This is a genomic window from Glycomyces sp. MUSA5-2 (assembly GCF_037034145.1).
Classification (GTDB): domain Bacteria; phylum Actinomycetota; class Actinomycetes; order Mycobacteriales; family Micromonosporaceae; genus Glycomyces; species Glycomyces artemisiae.
Map to the genome: position 1 here is coordinate 95,430 of NZ_JBAGKG010000004.1, position 26,997 is coordinate 122,426.

The 26,997-nt window shown below is 70.6% G+C and carries 24 protein-coding genes, 1 tRNA gene and 1 pseudogene; 6 read left to right on the forward strand and 20 right to left on the reverse strand.

Translation table 11 applies throughout. From position 1 onward, the window contains the following. Nucleotides 1–80: 80 nt before the first annotated feature. Nucleotides 81–785 carry a TetR/AcrR family transcriptional regulator gene (locus WA640_RS14095; protein WP_335988397.1) on the forward strand — a complete coding sequence of 235 codons (705 nt, stop codon included), beginning with the start codon at nt 81–83 and terminating at the stop codon, nt 783–785. Between the two features lie 113 nt (nt 786–898). Here WA640_RS14095 and WA640_RS14100 read toward each other — a convergent pair whose 3' ends face one another. Further along, entirely contained in the window at nt 899–1,600 is a 702-nt protein-coding gene (locus WA640_RS14100) for an SDR family oxidoreductase (protein ID WP_335988398.1), read from the reverse strand. 110 nt (nt 1,601–1,710) lie between these two features. Continuing rightward, nucleotides 1,711–2,598: an alpha/beta fold hydrolase gene (locus WA640_RS14105; RefSeq protein WP_335988399.1), complete on the reverse strand. Its 888-nt coding sequence runs from the start codon at nt 2,596–2,598 to the stop codon at nt 1,711–1,713. A gap of 129 nt (nt 2,599–2,727) precedes the next feature. Between WA640_RS14105 and WA640_RS14110 the strand changes: the two genes are divergently transcribed. The 3 genes and pseudogenes from WA640_RS14110 to WA640_RS28860 all read left to right on the forward strand — a co-directional run. After that, entirely contained in the window at nt 2,728–3,297 is a 570-nt protein-coding gene (locus tag WA640_RS14110) for a TetR/AcrR family transcriptional regulator (protein WP_335988400.1), read from the forward strand. A gap of 145 nt (nt 3,298–3,442) precedes the next feature. After that, nucleotides 3,443–5,197, forward strand: a complete 1,755-nt coding sequence (locus tag WA640_RS14115; protein ID WP_335988402.1) for a phosphodiester glycosidase family protein — start codon at nt 3,443–3,445, stop codon at nt 5,195–5,197. Nucleotides 5,198–5,670: 473 nt separating this feature from the next. Further along, nucleotides 5,671–5,845 (forward strand): annotated as a pseudogene (locus WA640_RS28860) (MEDS domain-containing protein); the annotation flags it as partial. Nucleotides 5,846–6,139: 294 nt separating this feature from the next. On the opposite strand, the gene WA640_RS14120 reads toward WA640_RS28860, so the two are convergent. The 11 genes from WA640_RS14120 to WA640_RS14170 form a co-directional block, all read right to left on the reverse strand. Then, nucleotides 6,140–6,213: transfer RNA gene (locus tag WA640_RS14120), tRNA-Pro, on the reverse strand. A gap of 82 nt (nt 6,214–6,295) precedes the next feature. Further along, on the reverse strand, nt 6,296–7,699 hold the full coding sequence (der, locus tag WA640_RS14125) for a ribosome biogenesis GTPase Der (protein WP_335988404.1): 1,404 nt from the start codon (nt 7,697–7,699) through the stop codon (nt 6,296–6,298). Further along, nucleotides 7,692–8,369, reverse strand: a complete 678-nt coding sequence (gene cmk / locus WA640_RS14130; RefSeq protein WP_335988406.1) for a (d)CMP kinase — start codon at nt 8,367–8,369, stop codon at nt 7,692–7,694. The genes der and cmk overlap by 8 nt, the downstream gene beginning before the upstream one ends. Before the next feature lie 137 nt (nt 8,370–8,506). Continuing rightward, on the reverse strand, nt 8,507–8,878 hold the full coding sequence (locus WA640_RS14135) for a YccF domain-containing protein (RefSeq protein ID WP_106365211.1): 372 nt from the start codon (nt 8,876–8,878) through the stop codon (nt 8,507–8,509). A gap of 55 nt (nt 8,879–8,933) precedes the next feature. After that, nucleotides 8,934–9,671 carry a pseudouridine synthase gene (locus WA640_RS14140; protein WP_106365212.1) on the reverse strand — a complete coding sequence of 246 codons (738 nt, stop codon included), beginning with the start codon at nt 9,669–9,671 and terminating at the stop codon, nt 8,934–8,936. Beyond that, nucleotides 9,658–10,419 carry an SMC-Scp complex subunit ScpB gene (scpB, locus tag WA640_RS14145; RefSeq protein ID WP_335988409.1) on the reverse strand — a complete coding sequence of 254 codons (762 nt, stop codon included), beginning with the start codon at nt 10,417–10,419 and terminating at the stop codon, nt 9,658–9,660. The genes WA640_RS14140 and scpB overlap by 14 nt, the downstream gene beginning before the upstream one ends. After that, nucleotides 10,416–11,309: a segregation and condensation protein A gene (locus WA640_RS14150; RefSeq protein WP_245889024.1), complete on the reverse strand. Its 894-nt coding sequence runs from the start codon at nt 11,307–11,309 to the stop codon at nt 10,416–10,418. Before WA640_RS14150 ends, scpB begins: the two co-directional genes overlap by 4 nt. Nucleotides 11,310–11,386: 77 nt before the next feature. Further along, nucleotides 11,387–12,313: a ParA family protein gene (locus tag WA640_RS14155; RefSeq protein WP_106365215.1), complete on the reverse strand. Its 927-nt coding sequence runs from the start codon at nt 12,311–12,313 to the stop codon at nt 11,387–11,389. 165 nt (nt 12,314–12,478) lie between these two features. Beyond that, nucleotides 12,479–13,600, reverse strand: coding sequence for an alanine dehydrogenase (ald, locus tag WA640_RS14160; protein WP_335988413.1), 1,122 nt, complete (start codon nt 13,598–13,600; stop codon nt 12,479–12,481). 202 nt (nt 13,601–13,802) lie between these two features. Beyond that, complete coding sequence (locus WA640_RS14165; protein WP_335988414.1) at nt 13,803–14,357, reverse strand: NUDIX hydrolase; 555 nt, start codon at nt 14,355–14,357, stop codon at nt 13,803–13,805. Nucleotides 14,358–14,381: 24 nt separating this feature from the next. Next, the gene (locus tag WA640_RS14170) at nt 14,382–14,921 is read right to left on the reverse strand and encodes a TetR/AcrR family transcriptional regulator (protein ID WP_106365217.1); all 540 of its coding nucleotides are present in this window, start codon (nt 14,919–14,921) and stop codon (nt 14,382–14,384) included. 162 nt (nt 14,922–15,083) lie between these two features. Here WA640_RS14170 and WA640_RS14175 point away from each other — a divergent pair, with 162 nt between their 5' ends. Both WA640_RS14175 and WA640_RS14180 read left to right on the forward strand, forming a co-directional pair. After that, nucleotides 15,084–16,589, forward strand: a complete 1,506-nt coding sequence (locus tag WA640_RS14175; protein ID WP_335988415.1) for an MFS transporter — start codon at nt 15,084–15,086, stop codon at nt 16,587–16,589. Between the two features lie 189 nt (nt 16,590–16,778). Then, nucleotides 16,779–17,132, forward strand: coding sequence for a DUF805 domain-containing protein (locus WA640_RS14180; protein WP_335988416.1), 354 nt, complete (start codon nt 16,779–16,781; stop codon nt 17,130–17,132). A 58-nt stretch (nt 17,133–17,190) separates the two neighbouring features. Here WA640_RS14180 and WA640_RS14185 read toward each other — a convergent pair whose 3' ends face one another. The 7 genes from WA640_RS14185 to steA all read right to left on the reverse strand — a co-directional run bounded on the left by WA640_RS14185 (nt 17,191) and on the right by steA (nt 26,997). Continuing rightward, complete coding sequence (locus WA640_RS14185) at nt 17,191–18,882, reverse strand: CTP synthase (RefSeq protein ID WP_335988418.1); 1,692 nt, start codon at nt 18,880–18,882, stop codon at nt 17,191–17,193. A 95-nt stretch (nt 18,883–18,977) separates the two neighbouring features. Further along, nucleotides 18,978–21,218: a hypothetical protein gene (locus WA640_RS14190; protein ID WP_335988419.1), complete on the reverse strand. Its 2,241-nt coding sequence runs from the start codon at nt 21,216–21,218 to the stop codon at nt 18,978–18,980. 3 nt (nt 21,219–21,221) lie between these two features. Next, entirely contained in the window at nt 21,222–22,319 is a 1,098-nt protein-coding gene (locus WA640_RS14195; RefSeq protein WP_335988420.1) for a glycosyltransferase family 4 protein, read from the reverse strand. Then, entirely contained in the window at nt 22,316–23,971 is a 1,656-nt protein-coding gene (murJ, locus tag WA640_RS14200) for a murein biosynthesis integral membrane protein MurJ (RefSeq protein ID WP_335988421.1), read from the reverse strand. The genes WA640_RS14195 and murJ overlap by 4 nt, the downstream gene beginning before the upstream one ends. Next, nucleotides 23,968–24,864: a hypothetical protein gene (locus tag WA640_RS14205; RefSeq protein WP_335988422.1), complete on the reverse strand. Its 897-nt coding sequence runs from the start codon at nt 24,862–24,864 to the stop codon at nt 23,968–23,970. Before WA640_RS14205 ends, murJ begins: the two co-directional genes overlap by 4 nt. A gap of 10 nt (nt 24,865–24,874) precedes the next feature. Further along, complete coding sequence (locus tag WA640_RS14210; RefSeq protein ID WP_181245838.1) at nt 24,875–25,804, reverse strand: copper transporter; 930 nt, start codon at nt 25,802–25,804, stop codon at nt 24,875–24,877. Next, nucleotides 25,801–26,997 (reverse strand): putative cytokinetic ring protein SteA, encoded by a 1,197-nt coding sequence (steA, locus tag WA640_RS14215; protein WP_106365225.1) that lies wholly within the window; start codon nt 26,995–26,997, stop codon nt 25,801–25,803. Before steA ends, WA640_RS14210 begins: the two co-directional genes overlap by 4 nt.

Here is a 26,997-nt window from a genome sequence, read left to right on the forward strand (position 1 = left end):
GTGATAGAACGGCGATCAAAGATTGAACGCCGTGTAGTTTCTACACGGAGCATAGTTTCCGCACGGGGTATGCTGTCAACGTGACGAACACGACTCCGACTCGGCGCGAACAACTCCGACTCGACACCACCGCCGAGATCAAGCGGGTCGCCCTGGCGCTCCTGGCCGAAGGCGGGCCGGACGCGATCGCCCTGCGGGCCATCGCCCGCGAGATGCGGATGACGGCCGGGGCGCTGTACAGCTACTACGCGACCCGCGACGACCTGATCACCGCGCTCACCGGCGACATGTACACCTCGCTGGTGGACCGGACGGAATCGGCGCGCGACGCGCACCCCGTCGACGCGCCCGCCGCGAGGCTGCTCGCATGGGGTGAGGCGTTCCGGTCGTGGGCGATCGAGCACCCGGACGGGTTCCGGCTCGTCTACGGCGACCCGGTGCGCGGCTACCGCGCGCCCGAAGGCGGCGCCGCCCCCGAAGCGGCGTCCCGGGCCTGCGCCGGACTCACCGGCCTCGTCGCCGCAGCCTGGCCGCCGAAGGACGAGGAGCCCGCGGACGACTACGACTGGGACGACTTCGACCCCGGCCTCGCCGCCCTGGTCAAGGAGAAGTTCCCCGACCTGCCGCCCGCCGCGGTCGCACTCGCCCTGCGGGTCTGGGGCCGGATGCACGGACTCGTCGCACTAGAGGTCTACGGCCACCTGCGATCGCAGGCCAAGGACCCAGCACGCCTCTACCGCGCCGAACTCCGCGACCTCACCCGCTCCCTCGGCCTCGCCGACTAGGACGCCGGAACCCGACACCTCCATCGCGGCCGCGGCGATCACGCGCCTCCAAGCCGCCAACGAATAGTGGGCTCGCCTCGAGGTGGACCTCTCGTGGTTCGACATCGCGGCGGCTACTGCGGAAGCTGGGCGTAGAGGGCGTCGAGGTCGCCGGACAGCTGGGACTTGACCCAGCGGGTGGTGTCGTCGGCGAGCACTTCGCTCGCGTCGGCTTCAATGCCGTCGAGCGCGGCCGCGGCGATGTCGCGCGGGTCGGACTTGGGTGCGTCGATGCCCGCGGTCATGTCGGTGTCGACGTAGGCGACGTGGAGGCCGGTGACGCCGATACCGCGTGGCTGCAAGGAGAGTCGAAGCGAGTTGGTCTGGGACCACAGGGCGGCTTTGGAGGCGCTGTAGGGCGTGCCGTCGGCGAGCCAGGAGAGCGCGGAGTGGACGTTGAGGATGCGGCCGCCGCCGTTGCGTTCGATGATCGGGGCGAAGGCGCGGGTGACCAGGAGCGGCCCGTAGAAGTTGGTCTCCAGGTCGCGGCGGACGTCCTCGATCGGGGAGTCGAGGTAGGAGGCGCCGGTCGCAGCCCCGGCGTTGTTGATGAGGATCGTGACGTCCTGCGCGTGCGCGGCGGCGGTCGCCACCGACGCGGGGTCCGTGACTTCGAGGGCCAGCGCGGCCGCCTGCGGATGCGTGATCGCGCGCGGGTCGCGGGCGGTGGCATAGACCTTGGCGGCCCCGCGGGCGAAGAGCTCCTCCACCAGCGCTTTGCCGATGCCGCGGCTGCCGCCGGTGACGAGGACGTTGGCGCCCTTGATGCTGGTCATGACTGACTCCTTACCGAGTGGAAACCGATCGGTTTCAGGTTGTGTACCCACGACAGTAAACCGATCGGTTTCCAGTTGGAAGGGATTGTGTCGCAGGCAACCCGCGTGACTCAGTGCGCGGAGTCGGCGCCGTCGCGGGCATGCAGCAGGTCGACCAGGACGTCGGGCCGTTCCAGTGCGATGAAGTGGCCCGCCCCGGGAACCTGCGTGAACTCGGCACGGGGAAGCAGCGCCCGGTTCGCTTCGCGGTCGGCGGGCCGGGACCAGTCGCGTTCGCCATAGACGAGGTGGATCGGCGCCGTGACGTCGCGGTAGCGCGAGCGGGCCGCAATGAGGCTCGGCAGGTTCCGGTACACGCTCCGGGCCACGACCGGGTAGCCCGGGCGGGTGCCGACGTGCAGCAGCTCGTCCAAGTAGTCCTCCTGCAGTGCGGCCTTGTCGCCGACTCCACCCCGGAGGATGGCTCGCAGGGCGGGCCTGGGCTCGACGCCCGCGATCACCGGGCCGATCCCGGGGGCGAGGACGCCGCCGACCACCGCGCGGGCGAGCAGGCTCGATCGGGCGATGCCGCCGCGGAAGTCGTAGGCGTTCACCGCGACTACACGGCGGACGCGCTCGGGCAGGTCGGCCGCGGCGGTCAGGGCGAGCGTGGCGCCCATGGACTCCCCGAGCAGCGTCACGTCCGCGAGGTCGAGTTCCGTGAGAAGCCGCTCGACCCCGGCGCGCATTGCGGGCTCCTCGTAGGAGGCGCCCGAGACGATCTCGGAGTAGCCCATCCCCGGCAGGTCGAGTGCGTACACGGTGTACAGGTCCGCGACGAGCGGGATGAGGTTGCGGAAGTGCTCGGCCTGCGTCCGCACGGTGTGCAGCAGGACCAGCGGCGCGCCGCTTCCGGCCTGGAGGTAGCGCAGCACCCCCTCGCCTTCGTGGCGTGCGGAGATCGTGCGGCTGATGGTCCCGGGAATACGGATCGTGGGACGCGGTTCGTCGGCGGACATGGAGCTGCTCCTCGGCTCGGACCGGTGGAAACCGATCGGTTTCCATCATCGTAAACCGATCTGTTTCCAACCGCAAGCAGATGAAACTGATCGGTTTTCATTGCTTGCGAATCGCGCTAACCTGGCACGATGACCACGGACCTGAAACCCGGCCCCCGCGAGCGCCTCCTGGAGGCGGCGGCCGCACTCACCTACCGCGAGGGCGTCAACATCGGCATCGACGCGCTGTGCAAGGCGGCCGGGGTGTCCAAGCGCTCCATGTACCAGCTCTTCGCCAGCAAGGACGAACTGCTGGCCGCGAGCCTGGAGCGGCGCGCCGCCTCCTACGTGGCCGCGCTCCTGCCCGCCGCGGACGCCGACCTCGCCCCCCGCGAGCGGATCACGCATGTGTTCGACCAGGTCGCCATGCAATCGGCCGACCCCGCGTTCCGGGGCTGCCCCTATCTCTCGGCCGAGATCGAGCTCAAGGACTCCGACCACCCCGCGAGCCGCGTAGCCCGGCAGGTGAAGGCTGCCCTGACCGCGTACTTCCGCGCCGAGGCCGCCCAAGGCGGCGCAAGCGACCCCGACCTTCTCGCCCGCCAGCTCACCCTCGTCTTCGACGGCGCCAGCGCCCGCGCCGGGATAGGCGCCGAACACCTCGACGGACTCCTCGCCCCCACCGTGGCGGTACTGCTCGATGCGGCGGACCTGCGCTGACGACGCATCGACGCATCAGGGAGGGTTGCCGCTCAGGGCACCCGGGATTGCCGGGTGTCGATATCCTGACATCACGGGCGAATACGTTGAACCGCGCGGCCGTGTGGCGGGGGCGGAGCCGGACCCACCCGAAAGGAGCGATCCGTTGGAGAGGACACGGGTCGGAACCGCACTGACCACCGCTGCTGCGCTCGCGTTGGCGCTCACCGCGACCGCGTGCGCTCCCGGCGAGGACGAGACCCAAAGGGAGATCGCACCCGGCGTCGAGTACGTCGAATTCACCGGTCCGGACGACGCATCGGGGCATATGCTCGTCGTCGATCTTGACGAGCCGGGCGTCAGGCTGGATGTCCTCAATACCGGCGAGGTGACGGGCCTCGCGGAGCCGAGCGTCTTGGCTGCCGACGCCGGCGCAACCGGGGTCGTCAACGGCGACTACTTCAATTGGATCCACAATTCGAACGGCGACGCCGGATACCAGGCCACCAACGGGCCGGTCGGGCCGACCATCGCGAATGGTGTGGCGTTCAACAGCGCAGTCCCCGGTCGGCAGCGCTACGGCGCCAATCGTGAAGCTCTGCCCGAGGAGTACCGGTCCAATCAGGATGTCTTCGGCGTCACGCTCTCGGGCGCACCGGTGGCGACCACCGTGGGCCTCCACGCGAGCGCTGCCACCGAGAGCGGTGTGATCGACATCGGGACGTTCAACTCGTACGCGGTGCCGGTCGACGGCGTTGGCCTCTTCACCCCCGAGTGGGGTGACACCAGTCGTGAACGAGCGCGCTGCGGAGACGAGGGTGAACGACGCGCGGAGCGGGCCTGCGACGGCGAGTACTGGGAGGTCAGGATCAGAGACGGGGCAGTCGTCTCCTCTGAACCGCAGATAGGCGACCGGCACATCGAGGCGAACGAGCGCATTCTGCTCGCGCGGGGCGAGAGTGTGTCGAGACTCCAGAGCCTCGCCGTCGGTGACCCGGTGGAGGTCGAATGGGGACTGGAGTCGGCCGACGGCAACGCGCTCCAACAGGCGATCGGCGGCCTCCCCATCGTCGCCGAAGGCAGTCCGGTCGATGACCTGGACCAGATCGAGAAGGACGACAAGCCACGGACCGCGGTCGGCTTCGACGAGACCGGGGACACGCTCTACATGGTCGTGATCGGCGCCGGAGGGGCAAGCCTGGCCGAAATGGCCGAGGTCATGGTCGACAAGGGAGCCTACCGGGCCGTCGGCTTCGATGGGGGCGGCTCCAGCACGCTCGCGACCTACGAAGACGGCGCCATGCGGGTGCAGAACGAGCCGTCGGACGGCGCAGGGCCCGTCCACGTCGAACGCGCCGTGGCGAACGCCTTGGCGGTCTTCAGCGAACCGGTCGACGACGCCTCCTCGCTCGCACCGACCGCACCGCCCGGGGCGAACCGGTGGTCCTTCCAGTTGAGCGAGGTCGACGGGGAGCGGACCGGTGACGGGGACCTGTGCACACTGCTCGAACCGCCCGACCCGTTCGTCTGCTACCACCCGACCTGGTGGGGCGACTTCACCATCGCCGAGGACGGCACGGTCACCGGTTCCGGCGAGCTGCGCGACTACCGCATGAACTACTGCGACGCGGTGAACGCGGCACAGCCCGTCGAGCTCACCGGGGAGCTGGTCGACGCCGGTATGCAGGTCACGCTGGACTTCGGGACGCCTGAGTTCACCGAGGGCGAGGGCTGCGGCGATGCGGATCTGGCGGCGCGGTACCAGGAGGCCGTCGAATCGAGCTTCCCTGCCAACGAGCCCATCACCGTCACCGCGCCGCTGTCGGGCTCCGGCCCGGTCGAGGCAGGCGGATACGCGTGGCGGTTCCAGACGTGCAGCGCAGGGGTGTTCGACTCGCCTTGCAGCGCTTCAGGCTACTGAACCGCTCAGCACCCGCGCCGAGGAGTCAGGAGGAGCCATCCGCCATGGCATCCTCACCGCACCCGCCACCGCCGCCCTCCCCCCTGCTCCTCGGGGATGCCCACCGGCTGGAACGCCGCGAGCGACCTTGCCACGCGCCTGACCGACCGGCGACCGCCGCGCCTGCGGGTCCGGTACTTCCATCAGACGATCAGCCTCGGCCGCGGCGATGCGGTCGTCCAGTTCGTGACCGCCGACGACCGACCCAAACGCGCCGTCTTGACCGGCGCCGCGACTGTCCTGCAAGGAAGCCCTCTGCCGCATTGCGATCTGGGCGATCGCACACGACCTTCCCGCACGGCCGTCCACCTCCCACCGCGCCGCCACCACGAGCACCCGGACGTCCTGAGCGCGGTCCGACGGCGCGAATGCAGCCGTCAACGGCCGTGCACGACTGTTGCCTTGTGCGGGCGGATCGACGGCTAGTCTCGTTCGCGTTCGCCGACCGCCACCCCGACCGGAGCGTCAGCATCATCGGCGAGCCGATCTGGGCCCGGCGCAGACACCGAGTACCCGGCGTGCGCCCAGCACGAAGCGCTGATCAATCTCGCGTTCGCCGGCCGCGACGCCGCGATCCTGTGCCCCTACGAGGAGGTGGGTGCCTCCCCGTCGGGCCGCGACGCCTTCATCCGGCCAGATCTCCCGGTCTACTGCGTTCGCAGTACCTGGCCGCCCGGACCATGACTCGAAATCTCCGGAGACTTGCCGCAGGTCCTCATCCTGGATGCAGCTGGAGCGGTGGTATAGGTCCGGCGTCTCCAGGCGCACCCGGCGCTGACGCGAAGGTTCATCACTGCCATGACCGATTGAAGCAACCTCGTCTCGCCGCCCGAGAGCATCACTACCTCTCCGTACGCACAAGAAAACACCGGGAACATCATCGATGTTCCCGGTGTCTGTTTGTCGGGCTGACAGGACTTGAACCTGCGACCCCTTGACCCCCAGTCAAGTGCGCTACCAAGCTGCGCCACAGCCCGTTTTGCCGCGTTGCCGCGGCGGTGACAACTTTAGCTTATGGGGTCGGGGGCCTCTGAGGCGAGGTCCCCCGTGTGAGGCGGGCTATTTGCGCTTGTCTTTTTTGCGGGATTCGCGTGGTTTGACCACGAGTTCGATGGGCGTGCCCGGGAAGCCGAAGTCCTCGCGGAGCTTGCGGGTGATGAACTTGAGGTACTGCTTCTCGAACGGCGCGTTCGTGAAGAGGATGAAGCGCGGCGGCTCCGCGGCGGCCTGGGTCGCGTAGATGACCTTCGGGGCCTTGCCCGAGCGGGTCGGGTGCGGAGTGGCCGCCTGGAGGGTGCTGATCCACTGGTTCAGCTCGCCGGTGGTGATGCGCTGGCCCCAGCCTTCGAGGGCGACGCGGAGGGATCGGGCGATCTTCTCCACGGCGCGGCCCGTCAGCGCCGAGACGTTCACCCGCGGGGCCCAGCTCACTTGGCCGAGTTCCCTGTCGATTTCCTTTTCCAGGTAGTAGCGGCGGTCCTCGTCCACCAGGTCCCATTTGTTGAACGCTAGGACCAACGCGCGGCCGGACTCGACCACTTGCGTCAGGACCCGCTGGTCCTGCTCGCTGATCGGTTCGCTCGCGTCCAGGAGCACCAGGGCCACCTCGGCGGCCTCTACGGCCGCTTCGGTGCGCAGCGCCGCGTAGTACTCCGTTCCCGACGCGAACTTCACGCGCTTGCGCAGGCCCGCGGTGTCGACGAGGATCCAGTCCTCGCCGTCGATCTCGACGACGGAGTCGACCGGGTCGACCGTGGTGCCGGCGACGTTGTCGACGACGGCGCGGTCCTCGCCGGCGATGCGGTTCAGGAGGCTGGACTTGCCGACGTTGGGGCGGCCGACCAGGGCGATGCGGCGGGGGCCGCGCTCCTTGAGCTTGCCGGTGGGCTCTTCGGGGAACGCCCAGATGATCTTGTCGAGCAGGTCGCCGGAGTTGCGGCCGTGGAGGGCCGAGATCGGGAACGGCTCGCCGAGGCCGAGGCTCCAGAGGTCGTGGACCTCCGCTTCCTGGCGCTCGGAGTCGGCCTTGTTCGCGACGAGGATGACCGGCTTGCGGGTCGAGCGGAGGATGCGGACCGCGGCCTCGTCGGCGTCGGTGGGACCGACGCGGGAGTCGACCACGAAGACGATGACGTCGGCGGTGCGCATCGCGAGCTCGGCCTGGAAGGCGATGGCCTTCGCCATGCCGTCCGCGTCGGGGTCCCAGCCGCCCGTGTCGACCAGGCTGAACTGCTTCCCGGACCACTCGGCGTCGTACGCGATGCGGTCGCGGGTCACGCCCGGCTCGTCCTGGACGACTGCGGCGCGGCGGCCCAGGATGCGGTTGACCAGGGTCGACTTCCCCACGTTGGGGCGGCCGACCACGGCCACCGTCGGGACCGGGCCGCGGTCCTGCGAGGTTTCGGCGAGGTCGTCCCCGTCGAACTCGAAGTCGTCGTCGGCCCAGGTCGGTTCGTCACTCATCGATGTCCCTGTTGTTCAGCAAGGCCAGGATCTTGGCCACTACCTCCACGATCGGCAGCGCCGTGGAGTCGATCACCACGGCCCCCGCGGGGGCCTCCAGGGGCTTGGTGGTCTTCGAGTCGGCGGTGTCGCGCCGCTGGATGTCCTTCGCGGTCGCGGTCGCGTCGGCGCCGTTCTCGGCGGCGCGGCGCTTGGCGCGCTCGACGGGGTCCGCGGTGAGGTAGACCTTGACGTCGGCGTCGGGGGCGACCACCTCGACGATGTCGCGGCCCTCGACCACGATGCCGCGCTTGGCGTTCGCGATGATGCGGCGCTGCTCGTCGATGAGGAACTTCCGCACCGTCTTGTTGCCCGCGACCGCCGAGACGGCCTTGGTGACCTCGTCGGAGCGGATCGCCTGGTCGGCGTCCTCCCCGTCCACGCGCGTGAACGGGTCGTCGGGCGCGGTGCCGAACTCCAGCTTGGCGTTCTTCACCGTCTTGGTGACCTGCGCGGTCTGGGAGGGGTCGACGCCGGCCTTGAGGACGGCGAGGGTCGCCGCCCGGTACATCGAACCGGTGTCGAGGTACGCCGCTTCGATCGCGGTCGCGAGGGTCTTGGACACCGTCGACTTCCCGGCCCCGGACGGGCCGTCGATAGCGACGACCGGTCCGCTCTTCTGCTCAGGCACTGTCGGCTCCGTTCTTCATGTGCAAACCCCGCAAACCTACATCATGCCGGGTCAGGCGAGCTGGGGTGGCGAACGGGGCCGGTCCACTGTCTATGCGCGGACGGCCCAGCGCTCGTCCATGCCTCCGCGCGAACGGCCTAGCGTTCGACGACGCGCGCCCCCAGCGGCCACAGCGCGAGCGGGATCATCTTCCAGTTGGCCACGGCCAGCGGGATGCCGATGATCGTGATCGCCTGGAGGAACCCGGTCACCAGGTGGGCGAGCGCGAGCTCCCACCCGAACAGGATGAGCCACAGGATGTTCGCCACCAGCGTGAGGCACCCGGCCTGCGGGTCGTAGACCACGGTGCGCCCGAACGGCCACAGCACGTACCCGGCGAGCCGCATGTTCGCGATCCCGAACGGGATGGTCACGATGAAGATGCAGAACACCAGGCCCGCAACGAAGTAGCCGATCGCGAGCCACAGCCCGGCGAGCACGAACCAGATGATGTTCAGAATCGTCTTCATGATGAGACCCTAACCGGGCCTTGCCCATCCCGTCGCTACAGCAGGCTGTACAAGGCTAGAGCCCGACCTCGCGGAACAGCTCCCCCACCTCGTTGGGGGTGAGCCGCCGCAGCGTCCCCGGCTTCAGGTTCCGCAGCTGGATCGGGCCGATCTCGGTGCGCACCAGGCGCGAGACGTGATGGCCGACCTCGTCCATGAGGCGCCTCACAATGTGCTTGCGGCCCTCGTGCATGGTGATCTCGATCAACGACTGCCCGGCGTGCTCGTCGATGATCTTCAGCTTCTCGGCCTTCGCGAGCCCGTCCTCCAGCTCGACGCCCTTGAGCAGCCGGTTCCAGGTGGGCCGGTCCATGATCCCGTTGACCTGCGCCCGGTAGACCTTCGGCAGGCCGTGCGAGGGGTGCATGATCCGGTTCGCGAGCTCCCCGTCGTTGGTGAGCAGCATCAGGCCCTCGGAGTCGGTGTCCAGGCGCCCCACGTGGAACACGCGGTGGTCCAGGCCCTGCGCGAAGTTCGCGAGCGAGGGGCGGCCCTCGTCGTCCTCCATGGTCGAGACGATCCCGCGCGGCTTGTTGATCGCGTAGTAGACCTTGTCGACGTCGGTCACGACGCGCTTGCCGGAGACGTGGATGACGTCCTTGGCGGGGTCCACGCGCTGGCCGAGTCGGGCGGGCTCGCCGTTGACCTTCACCTTGCCGCGGGAGATCAGCTCCTCGGCGGCGCGGCGGGAGGCGATCCCGGCCTGCGACAGGACCTTTTGCAGGCGTACGCCCTCTGCGTCAGCGTTGTTCATCTTCCTCGATATCCGTCACGTCGTCGGGCAGGAACGGGGCCAGCTCGGGGAGCTGGTCGACCGAGTCCAGCCCGATCTTCTCCAAGAACAGGGTGGTGGTGCGGTAGAGCGTCGCCGTCGAGTCCGGGTCGGTCCCGCACTCCTCGACCAGGCCGCGCGCCAGCAGCGTGCGGATGACCCCGTCGCAGTTGACCCCCCGGATGGCCGAGATGCGGCCGCGGGTGACCGGCTGCCGGTAGGCGACCACGGCGAGCGTCTCCAGCGCCGCCTTGGTGAGGCGGGCGGAGGCGCCGTCGGTCACGAACCGCTCCACGTAGCGGGCGTAGTCGGCCCGGGTGTAGAAGCGCCAGCCGCCGGCTTGGCGACGCAGATCGAATCCGCGTCCGTCACCAGTGTATTCGGCGCTGAGCCGCCCGAGCGTCTCGCGCACCTGTGAGCGCGGTCGCTCCAGGACCGAGGAGAGGAACTCCTCGGAGAGCGGCTCCTCGGCGATCATGAGGATCGCCTCCAGGACCGCGCCCAGGTCGACGTCCTCGGGGACGGGGCTGGGGGCCGCGGCCTCGGGTTCGTCGTCGGCTTCGGGCTCGGGCTGGGCCGGGACGGCGGCCAGTGCGGCCGCGTACTCGTCGACGTCGCCGACCGGCTCGTCGGCGGGCGTGTCGGCGCGCAGCGGCGCGGCCTCCTGGCGCGCGCTGGGCATGCGCCAGGCGGCCAGGCCCTCTTCCAGGTCTTCGGTTCGCTCGCTCATTCGCGCGTGTCCTCCCCCGTGGGTGCGTCCGCGGACGCGGTTTCGGCCTCCGCGGGCGTGCCCGCGTACTCGTCGACCTCGATCTCGGTGTTGCCGGTGCCGCCGAGCCAGCGGACGGTCAGCTCGCCGAGGGCCTGCATCTGCTCGAAGCCGACCAGGGCCTCGCGGTAGAGCTCCAGGAGCGCGAGGAACCGGGCGACGACTTCGAGGTGGGTCTCGCAGTCGGAGGTGAGGGCCCGGAAGGTCGCGGTCTGGACGCGCTGGAGGCGGCGGGAGAGGATGACGGCGTGCTCGCGCACGGAGACGCGCTGGACGTGGATGTGGCCGGTGCCGACGGTGGGTGGCGGCTTGGGCTTCATGGCCTTCCCGGCGAGGGCGGCGAGGGCGTCGGGGGTGAGGTCGAGGACGAGTTCGGGCAGGAGGCCCTTGAATCGGTCTTCGAGGCCGACGTTGCGGGGGACGCGGGTGGCGGCGCCCTCGGCGAGCTCGGAGAGGGCCCCGGCGGCCTCTTTGTAGGCCTTGTACTGGAGGAGGCGGGCGAAGAGGAGGTCGCGGGCTTCGAGGAGGGCGAGGTCCTCTTCGTCGTCGACGACGGTGCCGGGCAGGAGGCGCGCGGTCTTGAGGTCGAGGAGGGTGGCGGCGACGAGGAGGAACTCGGAGGTCTCTTCGAGGTTCCAGGCCTCGTCGAGTCCGGTGACGTAGGCGATGAACTCGGAGGCGACCTCGTGGAGGGCGATCTCGGTGACGTCGAGCTTGTGCTTGCCGATGAGCTGGAGCAGCAGGTCGAAGGGGCCCTCGAAGTTGACGAGGCGGACGCGGAAGCCGGTCTCGGCCTCGTCCGGTTCGCCCTCCCGCTGGGTCGGGAGCTGGGGCAGCTGCTGGTCGCTCACGCACGCAAGCTTAGACGGGCCCCGCGCGCGCTTCGGGGTGAACTCTGGGTTTCTTGTGGTGGAACGCGTTCGGCTGTCTATTTGTCCGTAGCGGCGATGAGTTCGCGGGCCAGCTGGCGGTAGGCGCGGGCGCCGGAGGAGGCCGGGGCCCACGTGGTGATCGGCTCGCCCGCGACGGTGGTCTCGGGGAAGCGCACGGTGCGGGTGATGACCGTGGAGAACACCTTGTCGCCGAAGGCTTCCACGACGCGCTGGAGCACCTGGCGGGAGTGCGTGGTGCGCGAGTCGTACATGGTGGCGAGGATGCCGTCGAGTTCGAGGTCGTAGTTGAGCCGCTCGCGGACCTTGTCGACGGTGTCGAGGAGGAGGGCCACGCCGCGGAGGGAGAAGAATTCGCACTCCAGGGGGACGAGGACCGAGTGGGCGGCGGTGAGCGCGTTGATCGTCAAGAGCCCCAGGGACGGCTGGCAGTCGATGAGGACGTAGTCGAAGTCGGGGATGATCGGGCGCAGGACGCGGGCGAGGGTCTGCTCGCGGGCGACCTCGTTGACGAGCTGGATCTCGGCGGCGGAGAGGTCGATGTTGGCGGGGAGGAGGCGCAGCCCGGCGACGTTGGTCTTGACCATGACGTCGTCGATGTCGACGTCCTCCTGCATGAGGAGGTTGTAGACCGTCAGGTCGAGGGTGTGGGGGTTGGTGCCGAAGCCGACCGAGAGCGCGCCCTGCGGGTCGAAGTCGACGAGGAGGACCTTGCGGCCGTACTCGGCAAGGGCCGCACCGAGGTTGATGGTCGTGGTGGTCTTGCCGACCCCGCCCTTCTGGTTGGCCATGGCGATGACGCGGGCCGGTCCGTGGCGCTCCAGCGGCTGCGGCTGCGGGATGTCGCGCTTGCCGGTGTACGTCTCGGGGTCGGGCGAGGACAGGTCCCCGTCGCCGTCAGTGGGAGGCACCTGCGCGGCCCCGCGCAGGGCGGCCCACTTGTCGTTGCTGTCCACACTGCTCATTTCCGCCTCCGGGTGCGAGTCGGCACCGGGTGCCGGGCGTCTCACCATTGCCTGTCATAGCGACTGTACGTCAGTGTATCGAGGCTGTCGACGGCTTGCGAGACTCCGAGGCACCCGGTGTGGGATCGCTTGCTTCCGGCTGGGACGCGAGGGTCCTGTGTGTCCTCAGTTCTCGGCGAGGACCTGCGCGATCGGCATGAGCGGCAGGTGGTGCGTGGTCGCGACGGGCTCGTTGACGACCTGCCCGGCGTAGGTGTTGAGGCCGCCGGCCAGGGCCGCGTCGGTGCGGAGGGCCTCGGCCCAGCCGTGGTTGGCGAGCTTCATGACGTACGGGAGCGTCGCGTTCGTGAGCGCGTACGTGGAGGTGTTCGGGACGGCGCCGGGCATGTTGGCGACGCAGTAGAACAGCTTGCCGCCGTGGGTGAACGTCGGGTCGTCGTGGGTGGTGGCCTTCGAGTGGGCGAAGCAGCCGCCCTGGTCGATGGCGATGTCGACGAGGACCGCGCCGTCCTTCATCTCGGCGAGCACTTCGTCGTCGACGACGGTGGGGGCCTTGGCGCCCGGGACGAGGACGGCGCCGATGACGAGGTCGGCCTCGCGGCAGGCGCGCTTGATCTCGAAGCGGTTGGACACGATGGTGCGCAGGCGGCCCTGGTAGAGGTCGTCGGCGGCGTGGAGCTTGTCGATGTTGAGGTCGAGGAGCTCGACGTCGGCCCGCATGCCGACGGCGACGGCGGCGGCGTTCATGCCGGAGACGCCCGCGCCGATGATGACCACGCGCGCGGGCGGGGTCCCGGGGACGCCGCCCATGAGGGTGCCGCGGCCGCCTTCGGGGCGCTGGAGGTGGTAGGCCCCGGCCTGGACGGCGAGGCGGCCCGCGACCTCGCTCATGGGCGCGAGGAGCGGCAGGCGGCCGTCGCGGGTCTGCACGGTCTCGTAGGCGATGCCGGTGACGTGGCGTTCCAGGAGCGCGTCGGTGCACTCGGCGGAGGCGGCCAGGTGGAGGTAGGTGAAGAGGGTCTGGCCGGGGGCCATGCGGTGGAACTCGTCGTGGATCGGTTCCTTGACCTTGAGCACGAGATCGCCTGCGCCCCAGGTGGAGTCGGCGTCCGGGCAGATGACGGCCCCGGCGGCGCGGTAGTCGTCGTCGGTGATGGCCGAGCCGAGCCCGGCGCCGGTCTCGACGCTGACGTGGTGCCCGGCGGCTACGAGCTCGTGGACCCCGGCGGGGGTCAGGGCGACGCGGTACTCGTTGTTCTTGATCTCGCGGGGGACGGCGACTTTCACTCTGCGGGTTCCTTCCGAAGCGTTGTGCCAGTTCGGGGCCGGTCGGCGTCCCGCACGGGCAGTCTAAGACGCGCAGTGCCCGGAGACCGGCATTCCTTCTGGGTCAGCGGTTCGGACGGCGTCGTCGCGGTGATCGTAAGTCAGGCCCGCCGCACGAACGCACGACGGGCCGGTGGTTTTCGGTAACACAGCAGCGCGCGCCCTAGCGTCGTTCGAGGTGGAGGCGGGCGAGGTTGAGCGCGAGGGCGCACACGCCGTTGCGGATCTCGCCGTTCACGACCGCGTCGAGGGCCTTGTCGAGGTCCCACCAGACGAGCTCGATGTTCGCCTCCTCGTCGGTGCGCTCGTGCCGGTCGGCCTCGGGTACGGGGGTGAGTCCCGTGGCGAGGAAGTAGTGGATGAGCTCGTTCGAGATGCCCGGGGTGGTGTAGAACTCGCCGAGCTTGACGAGGTCGGCGGCGGCGAGGTCGACCTCTTCGGCGAGCTCGCGGCGGGCGGTGACGGCCGGGTCCTCGCCCTCGACGTCGCGCAGGCCCGCGGGGAACTCCCACAGGCGCTCCTTCGTCGGGACCCGGTACTGGCGGATGAGGCCGACCCGGCCGGACTCGTCGAGCGGCACGGTGACGACCGCGCCGCAGTGGTCGAGGAACTCGCGGCGCGCGCTGCCGCCGCCCGGCATCGCGACGGTCTCGGCGGTCAGGTCGTAGCACCAGCCGCGGTGGACGATGTCGCTGTCGAGGACTCGGTATTCATGCACGGGAGCCACCCTAGCCCGGCTCTGTTACGCCCCGCCGCTCTCAAGCGTGAGGCGGGCGAGGATCTGCTCCACGACCTCGCGCTTGGGCAGCGGGGCGCCCGCGAGCGCGGAGAGGAACAGGCCGTCGCCGACCAGGCGCACGATCTCGGCGGTGACGGGGTCGGCGACCTGCTCGTGGATGAGGTCGCGCCAGCCGTTGAAGATGAACAGGACGTCGGCGCGGGCCTCCTCCGAGAGCTCGCCGGTGCCGCGCAGGGCCGTGAGCAGGGCCCAGAGCCCGGCCGCGGACTCCTCGGACTCGACCCAGGAGACTTCCAGGAAGCTCGCGACCACGCCGGTCTCGCGGGCGCGGGCGATGTTCGCCTCCTCCTGCAGGCGGTGGCGGCGGGCCAGGCCGTCGTACAGGTCGGACTTGGACTTGAAGTGGTAGAGCAGGCCGCCCTTGGAGACGCCGGCCTCGGCGGCGACCTTCTCCAGGGTCACGCCGGAGGCGCCTTCCTCGACGAGGATGCGCTGGAGCGCGTTGAGAATCCGGTCACGCGTGCTCGGTTCGTCCTTGGTCATGGGCCCTCCCGCTTGCTACTATACCGTCTGGACGGTACAGCGATGTTCCCTGAACCGTCGATTCGATCACAAGCTTCGCCGAAGCGCCCCAGGTGTCCACCTGCGGGCCGCCCGTTCCGCGGCGGCCCTCGGCCCGCGAACTGACCCTGAGGAGGAGACACCATGACGACGACCCTGCCGCAGCACGCGGGCCCCCGCCCGCGCTTCACCGCGAAGCAGGGGTGGGCGCTGGCGGTGCTGGTGCTCCCCGTGCTGCTCATCTCCATCGACATGACCGTGCTCGGCTTCGCCGTGCCGTTCCTGTCCGAGGACCTCGAACCGTCCTCCTCGCAGCTGCTGTGGATCGTGGACGTCTACGGGTTCACGCTCGCCGGTCTCCTGGTCACCATGGGGACGCTCGGCGACCGCATCGGCCGCCGCAGGCTGCTCGTCATCGGCTCGGCCGCGTTCGCCGCCGCGAGCGTCGCCGCCGCGTACGCGACCTCTGCGGAGATGCTCATCGCCGCCCGCGCGTTCCTGGGCCTGGCGGGCGCGACGCTCATGCCGACCACGCTCGCGCTCATGCGGAACCTCTTCGAGGACGGCCGCCAGCGCAAGTTCGCCATCGCGATCTGGGCCTCCGGGTTCTCCGCGGGCTCGGCCGCCGGGCCGATCATCGGCGGCTGGCTCCTGGAGCACTTCTGGTGGGGCTCGGTGTTCCTCATGGCCGCGCCGGTGTCGATCGCCGTGGTCGTGGCCGCGCCGTTCCTGCTGCCGGAGTCGAAGGACCCGAACCCGGGCCGCATCGACCTCCTCAGCGTCGCGATGTCGTTCCTGGCGATGTTCCCGTTCGTGTACGGGGTCAAGACGATCGCCGAGCACGGCGTGGAGTGGACGGCGGCCCTCGCGATCGCCTTCGGCATCGCCATGGCGATGCTGTTCGTGCGGCGCCAGCGCCGCCTGGAGCACCCGCTGCTGGACCTGAACCTGTTCGGCATCAGGCGCTTCAGCGCCTCGCTCGCCACGAACTTCACGATCGTGTTCGCGATGATCTCGTCGCTGTTCCTGCTCACGCAGTACCTGCAGCTGGTGCTCGGCTACTCCCCCATGGAGGCGGGGCTGCTGCTCCTGCCGGGCATGGGCGTCTCGGTGGTCGCCGGGCTCGTCGCGGTGCGGCTGTCGGAGCGGATCGGCATGGTCCGCACGATCGTCGGCGGCCTGGTGCTGGTGGTCGCGGGCTTCGCCGCGATGTCCTTCATCGGCGTTGATCAGGGCGCAGGCGTCGTCGCGGTCGCGTTCGCGCTCATCGGCGCCGGGTCGGGCCTGGCGCAGACGGTCACGAACGACGCGGTCCTGGCGGCGGCCCCGGCCGACCGGGCCGGCTCGGCCTCCGCGATCTCGGAGACCGCGTACGAGCTGGGCGGCGCGATGGGCGTCGCGCTACTGGGATCCCTCGCCACCGGGATATACCGGAGCGAACTCGGGGACGCGCCCGCGGCGGCCGCCGAGACGCTCGGCGAGGCCGTCCACGCGGCCGCCGCGCTTCCGGCGGAGGCCGGGGACGCCCTGCTCGCCGCGGCCCGCACCGCGTTCACGCACGGCCTCCAGACGGTCGCGCTCATCGCCGCGGGCCTGATCGTGGTCGCCACGGTCATGGTCGGCCGGACCTTGCGCACGAAGCAGCCGTAAGGCGCACGGAAAGGGCGGGCTCCGGGAGCCCGCCCTTTCGCCGTCCCCTCCTCAAGGGAGCCGACGCGGGGGAATCGCCTCGCGCTCAACTGGGGGAACGTGGTACGTTTCCGATCGGCCCTCGCCCAGGGCCTCCCCCTCAATCCCCTTGACGGTCCACAGCGGATCGCCCCCTCGAAAGGACCCAGCGTGAACTGGTACCTTGCCGTGCTCAAGAACTACGTCGGTTTCTCCGGCCGCGCCGGCCGCCGCGAGTTCTGGATGTTCTACCTGATCAACGCGATCATCCTGATCGCCCTGTCCCTGCTGTTCTCGCTCACCCGGGAGCCCCTGCTCTACATCCCGTTCTTCCTCTACCTCGTCGCGGTGCTCCTGCCCACGCTCGCCGCGATCGTGCGCCGACTGCACGACACCGGCCGGTCCGGCTGGTGGTACTTCATCAACTTCGTGCCCGGCGTCGGCAGCATCATCCTGATCGTGCTGCTCGCGCTGGAGGGCCAGCACGGCTCCAACCAGTACGGCGACGACCCGCGCAACGGGTAACCGACAAGTGAGAAGGGCGGGGCTCCACTCGGAGCCCCGCCCTTTCTGCTTGTGGTGCTTACGCTTCGAGGTCGAGGCGTTCGGCGGCCTGGCGCTTCAGGGCCGCGGCGACCAGGCCCGCGAAGAGCGGGTGCGGGCGGGTCGGGCGGGACTTGAGCTCCGGGTGGGCCTGGGTCGCGACGTAGTACGGGTGCTGCTCGCGGTCGAGCTCGATGAACTCGACGAGGCGCCCGTCGGGCGAGAGGCCCGAGATGACGAACCCGGACTTCGCGAGCTGGTCGCGGTAGGCGTTGTTGACCTCGTAGCGGTGGCGGTGGCGCTCGTTGACCTCGGTGGCGCCGTAGACCTCGGCGACGATCGAGCCCTCGGCGAGGTTCGCCGGGTAGGTGCCGAGGCGCATCGTGCCGCCCATGTCGCCGCGGCCCGCGACGATCTCGGTCTGGTCGGCCATCGTGGAGATGACCAGGTGCTCGGCCTCGCGGTCGAACTCCTCGGAGTCGGCGCCGACGAGCCCGGCGATCTCGCGCAGGCCCTCGATCGCCATGCACTGCAAGCCCAGGCACAGGCCCAGCGTCGGCACCCCGCGGGTGCGCGACCAGGTGAGCGCCTCGATCTTGCCGGGCACGCCGCGGTCGCCGAACCCGCCGGGGATGACCACGGCGTCGACGCCCGCGAGGGCCTTCGCGGTGTCCTCGGGGCTCCCGCACTCGTCGGAGACGACCCAGCGGACGTTGACCTTGGCACGGTGCGCGAACCCGGCCGCGTGCAGGGCCTCCACGACGGACTTGTACGCGTCGGGCAGCTCCACGTACTTGCCGACGATCGCGACCTCGACGGTGGCCTGCGGGTTGTGGACGCGGTCGAGCAGGTCGTCCCACGCGGTCCAGTCGACGTCCTTGAACGGCAGGTCGAGCTTGCGGACCACATAAGCGTCCAGGCCCTCCGAGTGGAGGGTCTTGGGGATCTCGTAGATCGACTTCGAGTCGGGCGCCGAGACGACCGCCGCGTCGTCCACGTCGCAGAACCCGGCGATCTTGCCCTTGAGGCCGTCGGGGAGCGGGCGGTCGGAGCGGCACACGATCGCGTCGGGCTGGATGCCGATGCTGCGCAGCTGCGCCACGGAGTGCTGCGTGGGCTTGGTCTTCATCTCCGAGGACGCGGCCAGGTACGGCACCAGCGACACGTGCAGGAAGAAGCAGTTGTCGCGCCCGATGTCGTGGCGGTACTGGCGGATCGCCTCCAGGAACGGCAGCGACTCGATGTCGCCGACCGTGCCTCCGACCTCGGTGATGACGACGTCGGGGACGCGCCCGGTCTCCGGGTCGGGGTCGGCCATCGCCGCGAGGCGGGCCTTGATCTCGTTGGTGATGTGCGGGATCACCTGGACCGTGGCGCCGAGGTAGTCGCCGCGGCGCTCCTTCGCGATGACGTCGGAGTACACCTGGCCGGTGGTGACGTTCGCGTGCTTCGACAGGTTCCGGTCGAGGAACCGCTCGTAGTTGCCGATGTCGAGGTCGGTCTCGCCGCCGTCGTCGGTGACGAAGACCTCGCCGTGCTCGTACGGGTTCATCGTGCCCGGGTCGACGTTGAGGTAGGGGTCGATCTTCTGCATCACCACGTAGAGGCCGCGGGCCGTCAGGAGGTTCCCGAGACTGGCGGCGGTCATGCCCTTGCCGAGGGCGGACGTGACCCCGCCGGTGACGAAGAGGTGCTTCGTAGTGCGGATCTGACCATTCGCAGCGCTGGCCAAGGCGGACTCCCGTGGTGTTCGTGGCGAACGAGCTGCTTAAGGCTGAGCCTTTGCTCTGGCTCGCAAGCTTCGCCAGAGGCAGCCGGTGGATCGCTTCATCCACGGGATTCCACACTAACACTTTCGCCGCTGTTTTCCTCATCGACCCACGAGGGTGCGTCGACGATCATGTCGGAGTACTCGCCGTCCTTGACGTGCGCGCGGGCGAGCACGCGGTGGCTCATGATGACCGCCAAGGGGACCATGACCGCGAGGGCCGAGCCGAGGCTCATGACGCCCTTGCCGAGGAGGAGCCCGGCGATGCCCGATCCGACGACGGCCGCGGAGAACGCGGCGCGCAGCGGCGGGTACAGGCCCCAGGCGCGGCGCAGGCCGCCGCCGGGACGCAGGAGCACCAGCCAGCAGTAGCCGCCGGCCATGACGGCGAGGAGGCTCATCGGGGAGGTGAAGACCGACACGACGTTCGAGCCGACCCCGGAGGCGATGACGCCGTTGGTGTCGCCGAGGACGTCGCCGAGGAACGCGCCGAGCTCGCCGCGTTCGGCCGCGGGCCGCTGGTAGTCGATCCACGAGAGGCCGAACAGGACCGCGACGCCCGCGAGGCCCGACCACACGAACCGCTGGAACGTGACCCAGCCGCCGGTGGCGAGCGCGGCCGCGAGGCAGGTGCCGACGATGATCGCGACTGCCGCGGGCACGGAGTCGCCGAGGAACCCGGCGGAGACGACGAGGACGCCGAGGCTGCCGATGGCGGCCATGACGGGCGCCTGGTAGCGGCGCGGGAGCCGCCAGGCCGCGGCGGCGGCCAGGAGCCACAGGGAGGCGATGAACATGCCGGTGGCGACCGGGCCGAGCTCGTTCGACGCGGAGTCGGCGACGGTGTAGTCGCCCAGGAGCGTCCCGAGCGGGTCCTCGGTGTGGATGACCATCGCCATGACGGTGACGACGATCCCGAACGCGGACACGGTGACCATGAGGCTCGCGGGCCCGCGGCGGCCGGGGATGAGGATCGCGGCGAACGCGCACACGACGGCGATGCCGAGGGCCGTGAGCGGGCCGACGATGCCGGGCCGGTCGGCCGACCACCACTCGAAGAAGTCGGCGAGGATCGCGGCTGCGGTGAACACCGCGCACACGAGCGCCGAGACGATGTTCAGGCGCATGAGCCACAGCGGCGGCGGCTTGACGCCGGGCTGACCGGCGCGGCGCAGCAGGTGCAGCAGCGGCCACGCCACGAACGTCAGCGCGAGGAACAGGATCACCTGGAGCCACTGGGTGGCGGGCGCGGCGACCGCGGCCGCGATGAGCCGCACGTCGGTGTCGTCGAAGACCGCCTGGCGGTCGGCGTACGAGAGCGTGTCCTCGGCGGCGCCCGCGGCGGTCCCGGAGACCGAGTCCGGGAGCGGCGCGTCCAGGAGGGTCAGGATCGTCGCGGTGAGGTCGGTCAGGCGCAGGTAGCCGGGGCGCTCGGCGGGCAGGTCGAGGAGCGTGTGGCCGTCGGCGGACCCGAAGTTCGCGACGGTGGCGAGGAGCCGGTTGGGCTCCTCGGTCTGGCTGATGCCGGTGACGATGAGCGCGCTGTCGCCCGAGCGGGCCTCGTCGAGGGCGGCGACGGTCGCGTCGAGCTGGTCGAGCGCGGCGGCCCGCAGCTCCGCGTCGGAGGAGAGGACGCCGCCGTCGACGACGGTGAGCGGGCACTCGTTCAGCAGCGCGGCCAGGTCGCGGCCGGACGGGAGCGCGGAGGCGTACTCGCCGACGCGGCCGACCGAGTTCGCGGTGGCGTAGGCCCCGCCGGGACCCACTCCCGTGGCGCAGGAGGTCCCGGCGGCGAGCATCCCGACCTCGGCGCCCTGGTCGAGGTCGCGGTTGAGGGCCACGAGGTCGGTCATGTCCCCGACCGTGGTGGCGCCGTCCTCGTCGCTGATCTGCTCGTCGGTCACGGGCCCGCAGTCGGCGGAGTCGCCGTAGTTCCCGGCGACGGCGGGCGCCCCTGCGGAGAGGGTGAGCCAGCCGTCGAGCGTGCACGTGAAGTTGCGGCCCGAGTCGGTGTTCAGCTCGGCCAGCGCGCCGTTCTCGGCGAGCGCGGCGAGGTTCGGGGTGGTTTCGGCGTCGATGTCGGTCCAGGACAGGCCGCCGACGCCGAGGACGATCACGGAGTCGACGGTGTCGGGGATGGCGTCCTCGCGCTCGTCGGGCAGGAGCTGGATGACCGCAAGCGCGGCGAGGAGCACGACGGCGATCCAGACGCCGAGGGGCCCGCGGTGCTCGGACAGGGAGCGGGCGAGGGACTTGCGGACCTTGCGGGCCCGCCGCCCGGCGTCCAGGTTGCGCACCACTGGTTATCTTCCGGTCAGTTCGAGGTAGAGCGCGTCGAGGGCGTCGAGCATCTGGGCCTCGTCGGGCCAGGTGGCCGCGCGCGCGAGGCTGGCGGCACGGTAGCTGTCGAGCTTGTCCGGGTCGCCGAGGAGGCCGCGCACGGCCTGATCGAGGGCGTCGACGTCGCCGACCTCGAAGTAGATTCCGGCGTCGCCGACGAGCTCGGGGATGCCGCCGGTGCGGGTGGTGACGAGCGGGACGCCGGCCTGGAGGGTCTCCTGGGCGAACAGCTGCCGGGCCTCCCACTGGCTGGTGACCAGGGAGAGGTCGGCGTCGGCGAGGAGGTCGCCGACGTCGGTGCGGTGGCCGAGGAGGCGCACGTCGGCGCCCGAAGCGTCGATGAGGCCCTGGAGGCGGTCGCGCTCGGGGCCGTCCCCGGCGATGACGACGACGGGGGCCGGGTCCAGGGCCTTCCAGCGGGTGGCGGCGGCGATGAGGGTGTCGTAGTCCTTCTGCGGGTGCAGGCGGCCCACGGACAGGAGCATGGGGCGGTCGCCGATGCCGAGTTCGGCGCGGACCGCGCCGGGTTCGCCGCTGGCGTTCTTGGGCGGGGCGGCGACGGGCGCGAGGCGGGCGTCCTTGGCGCCCAGGGCGACCAGGTGCTCGTGGAGGTCGGAGGAGGCGGCAAGGGCGACGTCGACGCCGCGCGCGAGGCGTCCCTCGATCGCGTCGGAGACGCGGCGCTTGACTCCGGAGGTGATGAGCTGGTTGTGCCAGGTGGTGACGAGCGCGGCGCCCGCGGGGCGGGCGGCGAGCGCGGTGATCCCGGCGGTGAGGCCGTGGGCGTGGACGACGTCGACGCCGCGTCCGGTGATGCCGCGCAGGGCGTTGCGGGCCGACCACCAGGCGAGCGGCAGCTCCGGGGAGGGCTTCGCGGTGATGGGCGCGGGCGCGAAGCGGGCGCCTCGCGCGCGGAAGCCGAAGCGCTCCTCGGTCTCGGGCGGGCCGACCACCAGGACGGCGTCGCCGCGCTCCACGAAACCCTCGGCGACCGAGGCGACGTGGGTGCCGATGCCGCCGGTCGAGGGGCCGAGCACCAAGGCGATACGGCGGTGGCTCACTGGTCTGCTCCGTCTTCGTCGGGTTGCTGTGCTTCGTCTTCCGCTGACGACCGTATTCTGCCAGCGCGCCGCAGGACCGGGCGCACGACACCGGATCCGCCGATGAGCGCCCCGAGGCCGAGGTAGACCACGGCGGTGGCGGCGCCGACGACGACGCCCTGGAAGAGCGCGGTGTAGATCGTGTCCGCATGGCCCCACAGCGCGATCAGCTCGCGCGCGGCGAGCACCGCGGCGACCGCGGCGACGACCGTGGCGAGCGCGGCCCTGGGGATGCCCGCGAGGCTCGCGGCACCGGTGTGGCGGGCGATGGCGGCGGTGAGGGCGAGGCCGATGACGGTCATGCCGATCGACCAGGCGATGGCGAGTGCGAGGGTGCGGTCTTCGAGGGGCATGACCTGGGAGAGGACGACCGCGGCGACGGCCCCGGCGGCCCAGCCGATCGAGGTGGCCCCGGCGGCGTACTTGTTGCGGCCCACGGCGTACAGGCCGCGGGAGTAGATCGCGAACATGGAGTAGCCGAAGAGGCCGAAGGCGAGGCCGGTGAGGGTGCCCTGGAACTGCGACTGGGTGGACGCGGACTGGTCCGCGGAGACCGAGGACAGCACGGTCGCCATGGGTTCGGCGAGGCCAGCGAGGGCGGCGACGCCGAGACCCGAGAGGAGGAGGACGGCGCGACCGGTCTGCGAGAGGCGGCGTTCGTATCGCTCCTGCTCGCCAAGGGAGAACGCCTCGGCGAGGACCGGGTACGCGGCGGTCGCGAGCGGGACCGCGAGGATCGCCCAGGGCAGCAAGAAGAATGTCTGCGAGATCGTGAAGATCGCCGCGGGGCCGTTCTCGCTGGCGTTGTTGGCGAGGGCGATGAGCAGGGCCTGGCAGAGTTGCTGGGCGCCGACAGTGATCGCTCCCGCGATGGCGAGCGACTTCAGGCCCGCCGCGACATGTGTGTCGAGGCGCCATGCAGGCCGGATGCGCAGGCCCAGGCCGCGCAAGGGCATGATGAGCGATCCGGCGAGGACCGCGACGCCGACGGTCGTGCCGAGCGCGAGGAGGATCAGGTCCGATTCGGCGAGGTTCTGGACCTTGGGGTCGCGTCCGGAGAACAGGCCGTACACGACGTAGACCAGCGCCATGACGATGCTGGAGAGCAGGGGCGCGATGGCGGGCCAGGCGAACCGCCGGTGCGACTGGAGGATGCCGGTGAGGACGACCGCGACGCCGTACAGGGGCAGTTGCGGAGCGAAGAGGACCAGCATCTCGGTTCCGGCGTCGAGCGCCGCACCCGAGTACTCGCCTCCCGACAGGAGCCGGATGATGGGCCGGGCGAACACGGCCACGAGGATCCCGACCGGGACGAGGATCGTGAGGGCCCAGGTCAGCAGCGCCGAGGCGATGCGGCTGACCTGCTCCGGTTCGTGCCTGGCGAGCGGAGCGGCCAGGAGGGGAATGACGAGCGCCGCGAGCGCACCGCCCGCGACGAGTTCGAAGATGATGTTCGGGATGCTGTTGGCGGTCTGGTAGACGGCACCGAGGGTGCCTGCACCTACCGCCCAGGTGAACACCATCGTGCGGCCGAATCCGGCCAGGCGGGAGGCGACGGTGATCGCACCGATGACCGAGGCGGCACGACCGACTTCGCGTCGGGTCTCGGTCAAGACTTCGTCCGACCCAGCTCGTCCAGCTCGCGCAGTACGGGCGTCTCGGCGATGACCTTCGTGAACGAGACCTTCTCGGAGGCGGCGATGAGGGCGGCGACCCCGGCGAGGGCGACGTGGCGGCCGACCATGCCGGTGCGGGCGACGTAGGCGAGGCCCAGGAGCGCGCCGAGGGCGTTGGCGCCGCCGTCGCCGAGCATGGTCTTGCCTTCGAGGTCCTCGGACATCGCGGCGCCGGCCGCGGCCGAGACGGCGAGCGCGGTGTTGGCGCCGCCGGCGGCGGTCGCGCGGCGGGACTTGGCCCCCGGGGGGCGCGAGAGCGGGGCGGAGGCGAGGGTGACGACCTTGAGGGCGCGGCCGGGGCGCAGGTCGAACAGGTTGATGACGTTGGCGGCCCCGGCGATGACGCCGCCGCCGACGCCGACGTTCCAGATGCGGCGCAGGCGGGAGCGGCGGTCGTCGGTGAGCTCGCCGTTCTCAAGGTCGATGAGCGCGGCGGCGGCGAGCCCGGCGCCGGAGATGCCGAGGATCTTGACGAGCCCGGCGGAGACGCGGCCCTTGAGGAGGGCGCCGACGTGGCCCTTGAAGCCCTTCGCCTTCTCCCCCTTGGAGTCGGCGATGTCGTCGTAGAGGCCGACGGCGCCCGCGGTGACGCCCGCGGTGGCGGCGGCCGCGGCGTAGGCCGGGGAGTTCGCGCCCAGGACCGCGCCCGCGGTGGCGCCGATCGTGATGCCGGGGCCTTCGGCCAGGCTCACGGTGTCGCCCTTGTGGTTGATCCGTTCCAGGTCGGCGGCCCATTTCGAGCGGCGGATGGCGCCGATCGCGGCGATCGTGCCGCCTGCCGCGACCCCTCCGAGGAACGCCCTACCGACGGTTCGCGTCAACTGGCTCATGGGCGCGATACTAGGCCGCGTCGGGAAGCAGGGCCGAAGCGCCCTCCCCGATGCCGAGGTGGTCCACGGTGCCCGCGTTGACGAATTCGGCGAGCGCGGCGACCGTGGCGATCTGGCCCTGGGTGAAGGCGACGTTGTCGACGGTCGCGACGGTCTCGGCGCTGTCGGTGCGCAGCACGTTGATCGGGTTGCCGTCGCCGGTAGAGGTCATGGCGCCGTAGAGGGTGGGGCCGTCGGCGGCGTACTCGTTGGTGATCGTGACCATGCCGGTGTTGCGCTGGTCGGCGTCGGAGTCGGTGGCCCCGGCGCCGGCGAGGACGATGACGCCGTCGGCGAGGCCGGTCGGCGTGGTCTCGACGGTGAGCATCGACATGTCGGTCAGGGCGGTGGTGACCTTGGTGATGTCGCCGGGGGTGATCTCGACGGCGGTCCCGGCGGCCTTGCCGGTGGTGACGGCGGCGAGGACGTAGCTCATGGCCTGGACGCCGTCGTAGGTGACGGGGGTCTGGACCGTGGCGGGGGTGGTGGTGTCGACGAGGTCGACGAGCTGGTCGGCGTTGTTCGGGTCGAAGAAGTCGTCGAGCACCGAGAGGCGGCCCGAGACCGTGGCGCCCGCGTAGCCGAGCATCTCGACCGTGCCGTCGACGGCGGCGGTGTCGGCGCCGGGCAGGGCCACGACGAGGATGTTCTTCCCGGTGAGCTTCCCGGCGAGGTAGGCGGGGGCGATCTCGGCGGCGAACTCCTGCTCCTCGCCGAGCTGGTCCTCCAGCTCCTGGACCTGGGCGCGCAGCTGCTCGTTGGAGTCGCGCAGGCCCTGGCTGGTGGTCTCCAGCGCCTCCATGGCGGGGCCGTTGAGGGCGGCGGTGCCGAGGATGAGGCCGACGGTGAGGGCGAGGAACACCGCGGTGAGGCTCACCAGGTGGTACCGGAAGTTGATCACGAGAACAGCCTTTGGATCTGGAAGAGCAGCCCGTCCCACCAGTCGGCGATGACGTCCACGAAGGAGCGGCCGACGGTGGAGATGGCGACGGCGGTGGCCATGGCGGCGAGGCCGGAGACGATGAGCAGCAGGAGCGCGGAGACCGACATGTCCTGGCGGTACAGGCGCGAGACGCCCTTGGCGTCGACGAGCTTGCCGCCCACGCGCAGGCGCGTCAGGAACGTCGAGGCCATGCCCCCGCGGCCCTTGTCGAGGAACTCGACCATGGTGACGTGGGTGCCCACGGCGCAGATGAGCTCCGCGCCCTTCTCGTCGGCCATGAGCATCGCGATGTCCTCGGAGGTGGCGGCCGCCGGGAACGGGATCGCGGGGACGCCGAGCTTGTCCATGCGCTCCATGCCGGGCGCGCGGCCGTCGGCGTAGGCGTGGACGACGATCTCGGCACCGCAGCGCAGGGCGTCGTCGGACACGGAGTCCATGTCGCCGACGATCATGTCGGGCGTGTACCCGGCTTCGAGGAGCGCGTCCGCGCCGCCGTCGACGCCGACGAGCACGGGCTTGAACTCGCGGATGTACGGCCGGAGGACGTCGATGTCCTCCTTGTAGTTGTAGCCGCGGATGACGATGAGCGCGTGGCGGCCGTTGAAGGAGGTCTTCACCTCGGGGACGCCGACGCCGTCGAGGAGGAGGTCCCGCTCGCGCTTGAGGTACTCCATGGTGTTGGCGGCGAACGCCTCCAACTGGATCGACAGGCCCTCTTTCGCGGCCTCCATGTCGGCGGCCACGGTGTCGGCGGTCTGCACGGCGCCCTCGGCGACCAGTTCGGTGCCGAGGTAGACCTTGCCGTCCTCGACGGCGACGGTCTTGCCTTCGCGGACCTTGTCGAAGATCTCGTCGCCGACGCCGTCGATGAGGACGATCCCGGCCTTGACGAGGACCTCGGGGCCGAGGTTCGGGTAGCGGCCGGAGATCGACTTGGCGGCGTTGACGACCACGGCCACGTCGGTCCCGACGAGGGTGTCGGCGGCGACCCGGTCGAGGTCGACGTGGTCGATCACCGCGATGTCGCCGGGTTCGAGGCGACCGCAGAGCCGCTTCGTGCGGCGGTCGAGGCGGGCGGTGCCGACGAGCCGGCCCTCGGAGGGCTCGCCCTCCTGGTTCCGCCCGGGCAAACGCAAGCTAGGTACACGCAT